13 protein-coding genes are annotated in these 14135 nt (G+C 71.5%); 6 read left to right on the forward strand and 7 right to left on the reverse strand.

Annotated elements, in window-relative coordinates; genetic code table 11:
- From nadC to EDF48_RS08560, 4 genes are all read right to left on the reverse strand, one after another.
- Nucleotides 1-879: a carboxylating nicotinate-nucleotide diphosphorylase gene (gene nadC, locus EDF48_RS08545; protein ID WP_131879361.1), complete on the reverse strand. Its 879-nt coding sequence runs from the start codon at nt 877-879 to the stop codon at nt 1-3.
- Nucleotides 876-2507, reverse strand: coding sequence for an L-aspartate oxidase (nadB, locus tag EDF48_RS08550; protein WP_131879363.1), 1632 nt, complete (start codon nt 2505-2507; stop codon nt 876-878). Before nadB ends, nadC begins: the two co-directional genes overlap by 4 nt.
- A gap of 68 nt (nt 2508-2575) precedes the next feature.
- The gene (nadA, locus tag EDF48_RS08555; RefSeq protein ID WP_131879365.1) at nt 2576-3847 is read right to left on the reverse strand and encodes a quinolinate synthase NadA; all 1272 of its coding nucleotides are present in this window, start codon (nt 3845-3847) and stop codon (nt 2576-2578) included.
- Between the two features lie 8 nt (nt 3848-3855).
- Nucleotides 3856-4554: an NUDIX domain-containing protein gene (locus tag EDF48_RS08560; RefSeq protein WP_111084339.1), complete on the reverse strand. Its 699-nt coding sequence runs from the start codon at nt 4552-4554 to the stop codon at nt 3856-3858.
- Between the two features lie 166 nt (nt 4555-4720).
- Here EDF48_RS08560 and EDF48_RS08565 point away from each other — a divergent pair, with 166 nt between their 5' ends.
- The 3 genes from EDF48_RS08565 to EDF48_RS08575 all read left to right on the forward strand — a co-directional run bounded on the left by EDF48_RS08565 (nt 4721) and on the right by EDF48_RS08575 (nt 7905).
- Nucleotides 4721-5002, forward strand: a complete 282-nt coding sequence (locus EDF48_RS08565) for an acylphosphatase (RefSeq protein WP_228504877.1) — start codon at nt 4721-4723, stop codon at nt 5000-5002.
- Nucleotides 5003-5134: 132 nt separating this feature from the next.
- Complete coding sequence (locus tag EDF48_RS08570; protein WP_131879367.1) at nt 5135-6616, forward strand: MDR family MFS transporter; 1482 nt, start codon at nt 5135-5137, stop codon at nt 6614-6616.
- A 41-nt stretch (nt 6617-6657) separates the two neighbouring features.
- Nucleotides 6658-7905: an FAD-binding protein gene (locus EDF48_RS08575; RefSeq protein WP_131879369.1), complete on the forward strand. Its 1248-nt coding sequence runs from the start codon at nt 6658-6660 to the stop codon at nt 7903-7905.
- Nucleotides 7906-8103: 198 nt separating this feature from the next.
- On the opposite strand, the gene EDF48_RS08580 is transcribed toward EDF48_RS08575, so the two are convergent.
- A complete protein-coding gene (locus EDF48_RS08580; protein WP_131879371.1) occupies nt 8104-8598 on the reverse strand; it encodes a 2'-5' RNA ligase family protein in 495 nt (164 codons plus the stop codon).
- Nucleotides 8599-8744: 146 nt separating this feature from the next.
- Here EDF48_RS08580 and EDF48_RS08585 point away from each other — a divergent pair, with 146 nt between their 5' ends.
- From EDF48_RS08585 to EDF48_RS08595, 3 genes are read left to right on the forward strand one after another with little or no spacing between them, the layout of a single operon-like run.
- On the forward strand, nt 8745-9698 hold the full coding sequence (locus EDF48_RS08585) for a MetQ/NlpA family ABC transporter substrate-binding protein (RefSeq protein WP_123672400.1): 954 nt from the start codon (nt 8745-8747) through the stop codon (nt 9696-9698).
- Nucleotides 9698-10768: a methionine ABC transporter ATP-binding protein gene (locus tag EDF48_RS08590; protein ID WP_131879373.1), complete on the forward strand. Its 1071-nt coding sequence runs from the start codon at nt 9698-9700 to the stop codon at nt 10766-10768. The genes EDF48_RS08585 and EDF48_RS08590 overlap by 1 nt, the downstream gene beginning before the upstream one ends.
- Nucleotides 10769-10818: 50 nt before the next feature.
- The gene (locus tag EDF48_RS08595; protein ID WP_111084480.1) at nt 10819-11436 is read left to right on the forward strand and encodes an ABC transporter permease subunit; all 618 of its coding nucleotides are present in this window, start codon (nt 10819-10821) and stop codon (nt 11434-11436) included.
- 326 nt (nt 11437-11762) lie between these two features.
- Here EDF48_RS08595 and EDF48_RS08600 read toward each other — a convergent pair whose 3' ends face one another.
- On the reverse strand, nt 11763-12539 hold the full coding sequence (locus EDF48_RS08600) for an endonuclease/exonuclease/phosphatase family protein (protein WP_111084345.1): 777 nt from the start codon (nt 12537-12539) through the stop codon (nt 11763-11765).
- 164 nt (nt 12540-12703) lie between these two features.
- The gene (locus tag EDF48_RS08605) at nt 12704-14113 is read right to left on the reverse strand and encodes an MFS transporter (RefSeq protein ID WP_207913237.1); all 1410 of its coding nucleotides are present in this window, start codon (nt 14111-14113) and stop codon (nt 12704-12706) included.
- Nucleotides 14114-14135: the final 22 nt, after the last annotated feature.

Below are 14135 nucleotides of genomic sequence, written 5' to 3' on the forward strand. Positions count from 1 at the left end.
TCAGGCCCCGGCCGCCACCGCGATGTCGAGCCCGAGGTCGAGCGCCCGGGCCGAGTGGGTGAGCGCCCCGACCGAGATGACGTCGACCCCGGTCGCGGCGATGGCCGCGACGGTGTCGAGTGAAACCCCGCCCGACGCCTCGACGAGCGCGCGACCCGCGACGATGCCGACACCCGTCTGGAGCTCGGCCGGCGTGAAGTTGTCGAGCATGATCGTGTCGACGCCCGCCGCGACGACGGGCTCGATCTGGTCGATGCGGTCCACCTCGACCTCGACGTGCACGGTGTGCCCGAGCCGCTGCCGCGCTGCGGTGATCGCTTCACCGATGCCGATGCCGCCGGCGAGCAGCACGGCCAGGTGGTTGTCCTTGGCCAGCACGGCGTCCGACAGCGACGTGCGGTGGTTGTGGCCGCCGCCGCAGCGCACGGCGTACCGCTCGAGCGCACGGAGGCCGGGCGTGGTCTTCCGGGTGTCGACGATGCGCGCCGAGGTGCCCGCTGCGGCCGCGACGTGGGCCGCGGTGGCGGTGGCGATCCCCGACATGCGCTGCACCAGGTTCAGCGCGACCCGCTCGGCGCGGAGCACCGAACGCGCCGACCCCGTGACGGTGGCGAGCGTGTCGCCGGCGGTGAACGCGGACCCCTCGTCGGCGTGCACGGTCGCCCGGATCGACGGGTCGACCGCGTGCATGACCGCCACGAAGACGGTCCCGCCGCTCAGCACCCCGGGCTCGCGGGCCGCGGGCGTCGCCGTCGCGGTCGCGTCGGCCGGGATGAGCGTCTCGCTGGTGACGTCGCCCCAGGGCGCGTCCTCTTCCAGCGCGGTCTCGATGACGCGGCGGAGGGCGTGCGGCGGGATGGTGCCGGGGTCGATGGTCATGCGGGAACCTCCTGCGGAACGGCGATGTGTCGAGTGACCGTCTCGGCGACCCAGGCGTACGAGGCCGGGGCTGCTGGATCGGTGTCGGGGTGGTCGGTGCGGGCGTGGGCACCGCGGGACTCGGTGCGGGTCTCGGCGGCGAGCGCCACCAGCCGTGCCAGGTCGAGCAGTGCGCGGTCCTCGTGCTCGCGCACGCCGCCGGTGGCGGGCGCGGTGAGCGCGTCGAGGTCGCGCCGGGCGCTCGCCAGTCCGGTCGCGTCACGCAGCAGCCCGACGCGGTCGGTCATGACGGCCTGGACCGCCTGCCGGACGTCACCGACGTCGTCGAGGTGGGTCGCGCCTCCAGGCAGGGCCTGACGGGAGGCGCGGATCACGTCCGCCGCTCGGGGAACGCTGGTCACGCGCAGGTCTGCGTTCCCCCGCAGGCGGAGCAGGCCGGGCCGGGGTCCGGCGACCGCGTCCGCTGCGCGGACCGCGAAGACGAGCCCCTCGAGCAGGGAGTTCGAGGCCAGACGGTTCGCGCCGTGGACCCCGGTGCACGCGGCCTCGCCGATGGCCAGCAGCCCCGGCAGGCTGGTGCGCCCCTCGGCGTCGGTGGCGATGCCGCCCATCGAGTAGTGGGCCGCCGGGGACACCGGCACACCCTGTCGGGTCCAGTCGAAACCGGCCGCACGGGTGGCCCGGGTGAGTCCGGGGAAGCGTCCGGTCAGGAAGTCCGCGCCGAGTCCGGTGGCGTCGAGGAGCACCGGCGCGCCGCCCTGGTCGCGGACGGCGGCGGCGATGCCACGGGCGACGACGTCGCGCGGAGCGAGCTCGGCGTCCGGGTGCACCGACGTCATGAAGCGGCGTCCGCGCGCGTCGCGGAGGACGGCTCCCTCGCCGCGGACGGCCTCGGAGACGAGCCCGCCGTCCGGCACCGCGAGGCGGGTCGGGTGGAACTGGACGAACTCCAGGTCGGCGACCACCGCTCCGGCACGCCACGCGGCGGCCACGCCGTCCCCCGTCGCCACGAGCGGGTTGGTGGTCTCGCGGTACAGGTGTCCCGCTCCCCCGGAGGCGAGCACGACGGCGTCGGCGTCGATCCGTCGTGGTTCGCCGAGCAGGTCGAGGACGTCGATGCCGACGACGGTGCCGTCGCGCACGACCAGGTCGGTGAGGCAGGTGCGCTCGAGGATCGTGACGTGCTGACGGTGCAGCGCGTCGATGAGCGTGCGCTCGATCGCCGCGCCGGTCGCGTCGCCGTCGGCGTGCACCACGCGCCAGCGTCCGTGCGCGGCTTCGCGCCCGCGGGCCAGGTCGTCGCCGTACCGGTCGAGTGCCGACGGGTCGGTCGAGCGGTCGAACGGCACACCGAGGGCGAGCAGGTCGCGGACCCGCGCCGGACCGTCGGTGCAGAGGACCTCGACGGCGCGCGCGTCCGCGCTGCCGGCTGCCGCGACGTGGGTGTCGGCCTGGTGCAGTGCCGGCGAGTCGTCGGCACCGAGCGCCACCGCGACCCCGCCCTGGGCGTACGCGGTGGCGCTGTCGGCGAGCGCGCCCTTCGTCACCAGCGTGACGTCGTGGACGGCGCTGGCACGGATCGCTGCGGTCAGTCCGGCGATGCCGGAGCCGACGATGACGACGTGCACGGTGGTCTCCCTCGGTCGTTCGGGTTCGGGTTCTGGCTCGCGCTTGGGTTCAGCCGCGGGGCTCGGGCTCAGCCGCGGGGCTTGGCCGCGAGCATGCGCTCGAGCGCGACCTTGGCGTCGGCCTGGACCTCGGCGGGCACGACGATCTCGTTGAGCACCTCGCCGCGCACGAGGGCCTCGAGCACCCAGGCGAGGTAGCCCGGGTGGATCCGGTACATCGTCGAGCACGGGCAGACGACCGGGTCGAGGCAGAAGATCGTGTGCTGCGGGTACTCCGCGGCGAGCCGGTTCACCATGTTGATCTCGGTGCCGATCGCGAACGTGGTCGGTTCGGTGGCCGCGGCGACGGTCTTCCGGATCAGGTCGGTGCTGCCGGCGTGGTCGGCGGCGTCGACGACGGCCATCGGGCACTCGGGGTGCACGATGACCTGGACGCCGGGGTGCTCGCGGCGGGCCTGGTCGATCTGGTCGACCGTGAAGCGGCGGTGCACCGAGCAGAAGCCGTGCCAGAGGATGACCTTCGCCGCTTCGAGGTCGCTCTGCTCGTTGCCGCCGAGGGGCTTCCGGGGGTTCCACATCGGCATCAGGTCGGTGCTGATCCCCATGGCCTTGGCGGTGTTGCGACCGAGGTGCTGGTCGGGGAAGAACAGCACGCGCTGCCCGCGCTCGAACGCCCACTCGAGCACCGTCGCGGCGTTCGAGCTGGTGCAGACGATGCCGCCGTTGCGCCCGCAGAACGCCTTGAGGTCGGCGGCGGAGTTCATGTAGGTGACGGGGATGACGGGCACCCGGCCGTCGGCGTCGGGCTCGGTGCCGTAGACGGCGGTCAGCTCGGCCCAGGCGGCCTCGACGCTGTCGATGTCGGCCATGTCCGCCATCGAGCAGCCGGCCGCGAGGTTCGGCAGGATGACGCGCTGGTCGTCGCGGGCCAGGATGTCGGCGGTCTCGGCCATGAAGTGCACACCGCAGAACACGATGGCCTCGGCGTCGGGCTTCGTCAGCGCCGCGTTGGCGAGCTGGAACGAGTCACCGAGGAAGTCCGCGTGCCGGACGACCTCGTCGCGCTGGTAGAAGTGCCCGAGGACGACGACCCGGTCGCCGAGCGTCGCCTTCGCCCGCTCGATGCGCGCGTGCAGCTCGTCGGTCGGCGCGGTCTTGTACTCGTCCGGCAGCACGCCCTGCCGCGGTGCGCTCGTCGGGATGACGTCGGTCATCGACGAGCCCGGGCCGTACCCGGGCCGGGAGTCGAAGTCCCACGTGGGCATGGCGAGGTCGGGCGTGCAGGTGCTGCCGCCGGCCTTGCCGTTCGAGATGAGGTCGATGGTCGTCGCGATGGACACGGTGGTTCCTATCGGTTCTGCGGTCGTGTGCCCTGCTGCAGCGGGCCGTTGTCCGCGTAGGCCAGGTCGGGGTTCGAGCGGTACAGCCGGGCCGGACGGTGCCTGCCCCCGCTCGTGGTCTCGTCGGTCGGCAGGATCGCGTCGGTCTTCTCGACCTGCCGACGGAAGTTCGCGGGGTCGAGCGCACGCCCGAGCACCGCCTCGTACACCCCGCGCAGCTCGGCGAGGGTGAACCGGTCCCCCAGGAAGGCCTGGGCGATGCGGGAGTACGACATCTTGGTGCGGAGCCGCCAGAGCGCGTACTCCACGATCCGGTCGTGGTCGAAGGCGAGCGGCGGGTGCTCGTCGGCGAGGAACCAGCGGACGTTCCAGTCGTCCGGCACGACGTTCGCCTCGTCCGGGTGCACGAGCGCCCAGTACACGATCGACACCACCCGGCTCGGTGAGCGGCCGACGTCGCCGAACGCGTAGAGCTGTTCGAGGTAGCGGGGCTGCACGTTCGTCGTCTCGCGCAGGCGCGCCGCGGCGGAGTCCTCGAGTCCCTCGTCGACGCCGACCCAACCGCCGGGCAGTGCCCACGACCCCTCGAACGGTTCGGCCACCCGGCGCACCAGCGGCATCCACAGCGCCGGCGCCCCGGTGTCGGGGTGCGGGCGCAGCGCGACGATCACGGTCGAGACCGCGACGCGGATGCCTGCTTCGTCCATGGTGGACCTTAATGTCATTCTGACTCGAAGTGTTCGGGTTGCGATGACCCTATCACCGCTTCGCGGTGTGTTGCGCCCGCAGGCGGCTCCGGGTCGTCACGAACCGGAAACAGATCGTCACGAGGCCGAAAACTCCGGGAGGCCCCGCGTGGATACGGTGAGGATCATGACGACGGTGACGAGGATGCATGCCGTGGTGTCGGGGACCGTCCAGGGGGTCGGGTTCCGGTACTGGACGGCACGGAAGGCCGACGGGCTCGACCTCGTCGGGTACGCCAGGAACCTCTGGGACGGCACCGTCGAGGTCGAGGCCGAGGGGCCGTCGGTCGCGGTCGAGACGCTGATGGAGTGCCTGCGGAGCGGGCCACCGTCCGCCACCGTGACGGACGTCGAGTTCCGGCCGGTCGTGCCGCACGGCGACGCCGACGGCTTCGCGATCCTGCACTGACCCGGTCGCACCGACCGTTCACGTGCGGATGTCGGTGCGGAGCGGAATAATCGAATCCACTCAGGCGGTTGCCCTGTCTGCGCGTTCTGCGCCACCTCGTTCCACCAGTCGTGATCCACCAGGAGCTCCCGCATGACCCAGGCCGTCGATTCCGCCCCCCGCACGGGAAGCGTCTCGCAACCGACCGCTGCCGAGACCCGTCTCGTGATCGGGCTGCTGCTCGTCTCCGCGTTCGTCGTCATCCTCAACGAGACGATCATGGGCGTGGCGCTGCCGCGGCTCATGGACGACCTCGACATCAGTGCGGCGACCGGGCAGTGGCTGACCACGGGCTTCCTGCTCACCATGGCGGTCGTCATCCCGATCACCGGGTTCCTGCTGCAGCGGTTCAACACCCGCCCCGTCTTCGTCTGGGCGATGGGCCTGTTCTCGGCCGGCACCCTGATCGCCCTGCTCGCACCCGGGTTCACGCTGCTGCTCGTCGGCCGCATCGTCCAGGCCAGCGGCACCGCGATCATGATGCCGCTCCTGATGACGACGGTGCTCACCCTCGTCGACCCGGCCCACCGCGGCCGCATCATGGGCAACATCTCGATCGTCATCTCGGTCGCGCCGGCCATCGGCCCGACGATCTCCGGGCTCATCCTCAACGCGTTCTCGTGGCGCTGGCTGTTCGGCTTCGTCCTGCCGATCGCGATCGCCGCGCTCATCCTCGGCATGGTGAAGGTCCGCAACGTCTCGACGCCCCGCCGGGCACCGCTCGACGTCGTCTCGGTGATCCTGTCCGCGTTCGCGTTCGGTGGGATCGTCTACGGCCTGTCCAGCATCGGCGAGGCCGGCACGACCGGCCTGTTCGTCCCGGTCACCGCGCTCGTCGTCGGTGCCGTCGCCCTGACGGTCTTCATCCTCCGTCAGACCCGACTGCAGCGCACCGACAGCGCCCTGCTCGACCTGCGCACCTTCCAGACCCGCGGCTTCACCGTCCCGATCGTCGCGATGGCGCTGAGCTTCATGGCGATGTTCGGCACGCTCATCCTGCTGCCGATCTACCTGGAGCGCGTCCTCGGGCTCGAGGTCCTGAACGTCGGACTGCTGCTGCTCCCCGGCGGGCTGCTCATGGGGCTCCTCTCCCCCATCGTCGGACGCATCTACGACCGTCGCGGACCGCGCGTGCTGCTCATCCCCGGCTCGATCATCGTCAGCGCGGTGCTCTGGGCGCTCTCCACGGTCGGCGTGGACACCAGCGTGTGGTTCGTCCTCGGGGCGCACGTCGTGCTGAGCATCGGCCTGGCACTCACGTTCACCCCGCTGTTCACGGCGGCGCTCGGTGGCCTGCCCCCGAAGCTCTACTCGCACGGCAGCGCGGTCCTCGGCACGGCGCAGCAGCTCGCCGGAGCCGCCGGCACCGCCCTGTTCGTCACCCTGCTCACGATCGGCGCCGCCACGGCAGCGACCGGCGCGGGTGCGGACGCCGTGGCCGCTGCGACCGCCTCCGGTGTGAAGACCGCGTTCATGGTCGGCGCGGTGATCTCGCTGTTCGGCATCCTGGCATCGGTCTTCGTCACCCGTCCGGCGGTGCCCGAGGGCGCGCCGACGCCCCCGCCCGCGCACTGACCGCGGTGCCGCCCACGGGTCCACGTGGCATCGTGGGCGGCATGCGGTCGACGGCGAGCGAACTGAACTGGTCCGGCACGGTCACGTACACGGCCGAGCAGGTGCTCCGACCGGGCTCGATCGACGAAGCAGCCGAGGTCGTCGCACGCTCCCCGCGGGTGCACGGGCTCGGCACCCGGCACTCGTTCAACGACTCCGCCGACGCCCCGGGGGTCCTGCTCGACCTGACCGCGATCCCCACCGACCTGGTCGTCGACCCCGAGCGGCGGACGGCGACCCTGGGAGCCGGTACCCGCTACGGAGTCGTCGCTCCCGACCTCGACCGCGCCGGGTTCGCGCTGCACAACATGGGCTCGCTCCCGCACATCTCCGTCGGCGGCGCGGTCGCCACCGGCACCCACGGCTCCGGCACCGCCCTCGGCTCGCTGACCACCGCGGTCCGGTCCCTCGAACTGCTCGGCCCCGACGGTTCGCTCCGGACCGTCGACCGCACCGACCCGGCGTTCCCCGGCACGGTCCTGCACCTCGGGCTGTTCGGCATCGTGACCCGGGTCACGCTCGACCTCGAACCCACGTACCGGATGCGGCAGGACTCGTACGGGCCGTTCCCGTGGAGCACGTTCACCGACCACGTCGCCGCAGTCCACGCAGCCGGGTACTCGGTGTGCGCCTACACGGTCTTCGGCGACGAGATCAGCGAGGCGCTCGTGAAGTCCCGGCTGCCCGACGGCGCCGACGACACCGCCGTGCCGGACGACCTGTTCGGCGCTCCCCGGCTGCCCGGCTCCCCCGGCGACGGCCACCACACGGCGCGCGACGGCTCGGTGGGCCCCTGGTGGGACCGGCTGCCGCACTTCCCCATCGAGTCCGTGCCGAGCCACGGGTCCGAGGTGCAGAGCGAGCACTTCGTCCCGCTCCGGCACGCGGCGGCGGCGCTCGACGCCCTGCGCGGGCTGGCCGACCGCATCCAGCCGCACCTGCACGTGTGCGAGCTCCGGACGATGGCGGCCGACGACCTCTGGCTGAGCCCGACCCAGGGCGAGGACGTGCTCTGCATCGCGTTCACCTGGCAGAAGCACCCGGAGGCGGTCGCCGCGCTGCTGCCCGACCTCGAGGCGCGGCTCGCTCCGTTCGACGGGCGACCGCACTGGGGCAAGATGAGCTCGCTCGACGGCGACGCGATCGCGGAGCTGTACCCGAGGGTGGCGGACGTCCGTGAGCTGATCGCACGAGCCGACCCGGACCGGACGTTCGCATCCGCGTTCGGCGAGCGGGTGCTGCGGGCCTGACCCGCGCCTCCAGTCCGACGCCCCCGCGCCCCGCGCACCCGCGCATCCGCGCACCTGCGCCCCGGAACCAGGTTCCGGACACAGCACCACGCGATCGCGCAGTTCCGTGTCCGGAACCTGGTTCCGCGGGCCCTTGCCGACCTTGCCGACCGTGCCGACCTCGCGTCCGGGAGGCCCGGTGCCGGTCCGCAGCGCGCGTCAGCGCAGGCGGGTGACCACCTTCGCACCCCCGTCCCAGTGCCGGAGACCGCCCACGGTGAGCACCTCGGGCAGGGGCCCGTCCGCAGCGAGGACCCGGAGCGCGGCCGGCAGGTCGACGTCGCGGATCCGCCGAGCGAGGGTGACGTGCGGTGCCCACCGACCGGGCAGCGACGAATCGACCGAGCCCGGAGCGGCGGCGTCGACCGCGCGGTGGAAACAGGCCAGTGGCTCGTCGACGACCACACCGAGGCCGAGCACGTGCCGACCGGGGCCGGCGGGGAAGAGCAGGACACCGGCGACGCGCAGGGCCTCGGGCACGTCGACGTCGACGTCCGTCGGCACGGGAACGGCCTCGCCGGCCACGAGGGTGACGTGCGGGTCGTTCGTGCCCGAGTGGCCGAGGCTCGGCAGCTCCGCGGCGACGAGGGTCTGCCAGAGCGACCGGACCGCTGCGTCCGAGCGGCCGTCGAGGACGAGTTCGATGCTGCGCACGTACCGAGTGAACCAAGGCACCCCGTGACGGCGATGTAACACGGCGGAACGGAACTCGCACCGGGGACTCGCGCCCGTCACACTCGACTCCACGCCGCGGACCACCGCGGCTCCCCCGCACAGCACGGCCCACGAGGAGCACCAGCATGTCCGCAGCCCCCGCACTGCCCGAGAAGCCGAAGGGCAAGCGCCCGATCGGCTGGATCATCGCCGCCGTCATCGTCGTCGTGGCGATCGTCGTCGCCGTCATCGTCGGAGTCGTGCGCTCCGGTGGCGACAGCGGTGGCGCTGCCGCCGGTGACGCTGCGCCGAAGACCGTCACCATCGGTGTCTCGGACAAGTCGCTGCCCTACTGGAACACGTACGTGAAGGCCGCCAAGGAGCAGCTCAACGTCACCGTGAAGCTCCAGAACTTCTCGGACTACTCGCTGCCGAACCCTGCGCTCAAGGACAAGCAGATCGACATCAACCAGTTCCAGCACATCCAGTACCTGGCGAACTACAACGTCACCTCGGACGACGACCTGCAGCCGATCGGCGCGACGGCCGTCTACCCGCTGCCGCTGTACTCGACGAAGGTCTCCGACGTCGCGGACTTCGAGGACGGCGCGAAGGTCGCGATCCCGAACGACGCCATCAACGAGGCCCGTGCGCTCCTGGTCCTGCAGGCCGCTGACCTGCTCGAGCTCAAGGACGGCGGCAACGCCTTCTCGACCACGGCCGACATCACCTCGCACAAGGTCGACGTGCAGACGCTCGACGCCTCGCAGACCGCGAACGCCCTGCAGCAGGGCTCCGTCGAGGGCGCGATCGTCAACGTGAACTACGCCACCTCGGCCGGGCTCGACACCAAGGACGCGATCTTCCAGGACGACCCGAAGAGCGCCTCCGCCGCCCCGTACGTGAACGTCTTCGCCGTCCGCGACGCCGACAAGACCAACAAGACGTACCTCGACCTGGCGAAGCTGTTCCAGGACGACGCCGTGCAGAAGGTCTTCGCGAAGGACTACCCGGACGCCGTCCCGAGCGACGAGAGTGCCGCCTCGCTGCAGAAGGAGCTCACCACGGTCGAGTCCGACGCGAAGGCGGCAGCGGAGTAGTGCCGGTCCTCGTCGAACTCCGCGGCGTCTCGAAGCACTACCGCCGCGCCGACACCGGCGAGACCGTGGTGGCCGTCGAGGACGTCTCCCTGGACGTGCACCAGGGAGAGGTCCTCGGCGTCATCGGGTACTCCGGTGCCGGCAAGTCCACCCTGGTCCGTCTGGTGAACGCCCTCGAGCTCCCCAGCTCCGGGACCGTCACCGTGGCGGGCAAGGAACTGACGGCGATCCCCGAGCGGGATCGCCGTCTGGCGCGTCGCAACATCGGGATGATCTTCCAGCAGTTCAACCTGTTCCGGTCCCGCACCATCGCCGGCAACGTCGCGTACCCGCTCAAGGTCGCTGGTGTGCCGAAGGAGGAGCGGGACCGTCGCGTGGCCGAGCTGCTCGACTTCGTCGGGCTGCTCGAGCGCGCCCACGCCTACCCGGAGCAGCTGTCCGGCGGTCAGAAGCAGCGCGTCGGCATCGCGCGGGCCCTCGCGGCGTCGCCCGACCTGCTGCTCGCCGACGAGGCCACCAGCGCCCTCGACCCGGAGACCACGTCCGAGGTGCTCGGGCTGCTCCGCCGGGTGAACAAGGAACTCGGCGTGACGATCATCGTCATCACGCACGAGATGGACGCCGTCCGGCAGATCGCCGACCGCGTCGCCGTGATGGAGCAGGGACGCGTCGTCGAGGTCGGGGACGTCTACGACGTGTTCTCCGCGCCGAGGACGGGCGCTGCGCAGCGGTTCGTCCGCACCGCGCTGCACGACCGCCCCTCGGTCGACACGCTCGCTCGCCTGCGCGAACGCCACCCCGGTCGTCTGGTGACCGTGCAGATCACCGACGAGGCCGGGCTGCAGAACCGGATCGACGCGGTGTTCCGCTCCGCTGGGGTCACCGCCGAGCTCGTCTACGGCGGGGTCGGCGAGATCCGCGAGCGCCGGATCGGTTCGCTCACGTACGAGCTGACGGCCGGCGGGGTCGCCGACGCCGGTGCTGGTGCTGGTGCATCGGACGCCATCGATCGCGCCGTCGCCGCCCTGCGCGCCGACGGCGTCACGACCGACGAGGAGGCAGCAGCGTGAACAACTCGTTCCAGAGCGTGATCGACACGTTCGACGTCTTCCTCGCCGCCATGCGCGACACCATCGTGATGTCGCTCGTGTCGCTCGTCATCGCCGGCGTCATCGGGCTCGCCCTCGGGCTGCTGCTCTACGCGACCCGGCCCGGCAACCTGCTCGGCAACCGCACCGCGTACACGATCATCAACGTCGTCGTGAACCTGGTCCGGCCGATCCCGTTCGTGATCTTCCTCGCCGCGATCGCCCCGCTGTCGCGCGTCGTGGTGCAGACCACGATCGGCGTGCCCGCGGTGACCTTCGCGATCTCACTGGCAGCGGCCTTCGCGGTGTCGCGCATCGTCGAGCAGAACCTGCTCGCGGTCGACCCCGGCGTCGTCGAGGCAGCTCGCGCATCGGGTGCGCACCCGATCTCGATCCTGCTGACCGTCCTGATCCCCGAGGGCCTCGGGCCGCTCATCCTCGGCTACACGTTCATCTACATCGGCATCGTCGACATGACGGCGCAGGGTGCGTTGATCGGTGGCGGTGGACTCGGTGAGTACGCGATCACCTACGGATCGCAGCGGTACGACTGGTGGATCGTGTACGTGTCGGTGGCGGCGATCGTCGTCATCGTGCAGCTCGGCCAGTTCGTCGGCAACCGGCTGGCGCGCGCGACCCTGCGTCGCTGACTGGTCGCGACTCCCCGCTCACGTCCGCCGAGTGGTCACGACGTGTCGCTCGGCGGAACGCTGGCCGACAGTTCGTGACCACGCGACGGCGGGCGCGGCGCGTTTCGCCGCCTCGCCACGTGCTGTGGCCGCAACCGCCTGGAGGCCCGGTGCCGGTACACGAGACCGGCACCGGGCTTCCAGTGCGTTGCCGGCTCCACCGGCGCGCCCAACGTCGCCCGCCGAGCAGTCACGACTTCCCGCCGTCGCCCGCGGAGTGGTCGCGACGTGTCGTCTGCCGGACCGCCGGCCGACACTTGCTGACCAGTCGACGACATGCCCGCGGGTCAGGCGGCCGGGGACTCCACGGTCTCGATCGTGCCGGTCGCGCCGGGGTGCTCGTAGTGCGCGCGCACCAGGATCGGACGGTGGTCAGAGATGCCCGCCGGCAGGGTCTCGACGCCGGCGATGTGCAGCCCGACGCTCGTCGCGAAGTCGAAGTGGCCCGTGAACTTGCGGTACCGCAGGTACGTCGGCTGGTCGGACAGCGACAGTGCGAACCCGCCCTGCTCGATCTTCCGACGCAGGTTCGTCTGGAACCAGGGGTAGTTGAAGTCGCCGACCATGACCGCGGGGACGTCCTTCGCGAGCTCGCGGAGGAACTGGTGCGCCGCCTCGATCTGCTTGCGGCGCAGGGAGTTCGTCGCGGTCAGCGGTGAGGCGTGGAACGAGGCGACGACGACCTCGGCGTCGGCCTCGGTGTCGCGCAGGTGCATCGCGATGAGCCGTTCGTGCGCGGGTGCGAGGACCCGGTCGTGCAGGGACTTCTGCAGCGAGTGGATGCTGAAGTCCTGCACCTCGAAGCGGTCGTCGCGCTTGTAGATGGCGAGCCCGAGGCGGTTCGTGCGGGTCGACGCGGCGAGCGAGAGCCCACCGATCGACGGGGCCAGGTCGTTGCTGTCGCACTCCTGCACGCAGAGGACGTCGGCGTCGGAGGCCTCAGCCAGGGCGGCGAGTTCACCGTTCGCAGTGTGCTCCCGGAGGTTGTAGCTGACGACCCGGAGGGCAGTGGGCGGCACGCCTGCGTCGGTGGCGATCGTGCTCTGCTGTTCTGGCGCGGCCATGCTGCCTTCCTGTCCGGGTGGTCCGGGTCACCCTGCCGCGGCAACCGTACTCGGCGTTCGCAAACGGATGCTGAGACTGTAACGCCTGTCGGGTTTCGCGCGTGTGACCGTGACGGAAACGGACAGTCGCGGGCCGCGCGCAGGGCTGCGTGGAACCGCCCGGGTCAGGCGCGGACCCGGCGGGCGGGTCGGACGGTGTCCCCCGCTGTGCGGCTCATCAGGATGCCCTCGACGCACGCGACGGCGAGCAACGCCGCGATGACCCAGAACGCGACGGAGTACGGGCCGTCGCCACCGAGCCCGCCGGCCGCGCGGATCACGACCGCGGCGACGGCGACGCCGAACCCGGCGGCGGTCTGCTGCAGCGTCGACGAGAGCGTGTTGGCCGGGGTCATGTCGGCCTGCTCGACGTCGGCGAAGGCGATGGTGTTGTACGCCGTGAAGCCGACGGAGCGGGCGGCGCCGCTGACGACGAGCAGGACCGCGAGCAGCCAGAACGGGGTGTCCTCGGTCATGAACGCCATCGCGACGACGGTCAGCGCCGCGATCGCACTCGACACGACGATCACCGGGCGGTAGCCGAACCAGCGCAGGAACGGCGTCGTCATCGGCTTGATGCCGAGGTTGCCGACGAAGACCCACAGCACGGCGGACCCGGCGAGCACGGCGCTCCAGCCCCAGGCGTCCTGGAACAGCAGTGGGAGCACGAACGGCACCGCGGAGACCGCGAGGCGGAACAGGCTGCCGCCGGCGTGCGACACCCGGAACGTCTCGAGCCGGAACGCCTCGAGCCCCATGATCGGGTGCGGTGCCCGGCGGAAGTGCCGGATCGCGAACCAGCAGCAGACGGCGCCGACGACACCGGACACCACGACGGCCAGGACCGGGATGACGTCGAGCGCGAGCAGCGACGCCATCACGACGAGCGACCCGAGGCCGAAGCACGCGAGCAGCGACCCGAACCAGTCGAACGGCACACGCTGCGCGGCGCGCTCCTGCGGGACGAGCACGAGCGCGGCGACGAACGCGATGACGCCGAGCGGGATGTTGATCAGGAAGATCCAGTGCCACGTCAGGGTGTCGACGAGCACGCCGCCGATGAACGGGGCGATGATCGGCGCGGCGAGGGCGGGCCAGGTGAGGATCGCGATGGCCGTGACGAGCTGCTCGCGACCGGCGCTCCGGAGCACCACGAGCCGGCCGACGGGCACCATGAGCGCACCGCCGAGCCCTTGCAGGATGCGCCAGAGCGTCAGGTCGACGAGGCCGGTCGACATCGCGCAGAGTGCCGATGCGATCGTGAAGAGCGCGATCGCGCCCGCGAAGACGGTGCGGGACCCGATCCGGTCGGTGAGCCAGCCGGACACGGGGATGAAGACCGCCAGGGTGACCAGGTACGCGGTGATCGCGACGCCCACCGCGGCCGAGTCGACGCCGAGGTCGCGTCCCATCGCGGGCGCTGCGGTCGCCAGGATCGTGCCGTCGAGGAGCTCCATGAAGAAGGTCCCCGCCACGAGCACGGCGACCGCCGTGCTGCCCGTCCGCCGTCTGGGTGTCGTCATCGTCGTCGCCATGTCGCGTCAAAGGCTATGCCCG

Source organism: Curtobacterium sp. PhB191 (assembly GCF_004346515.1).
In the GTDB taxonomy this organism is placed as follows: Bacteria; Actinomycetota; Actinomycetes; order Actinomycetales; family Microbacteriaceae; genus Curtobacterium.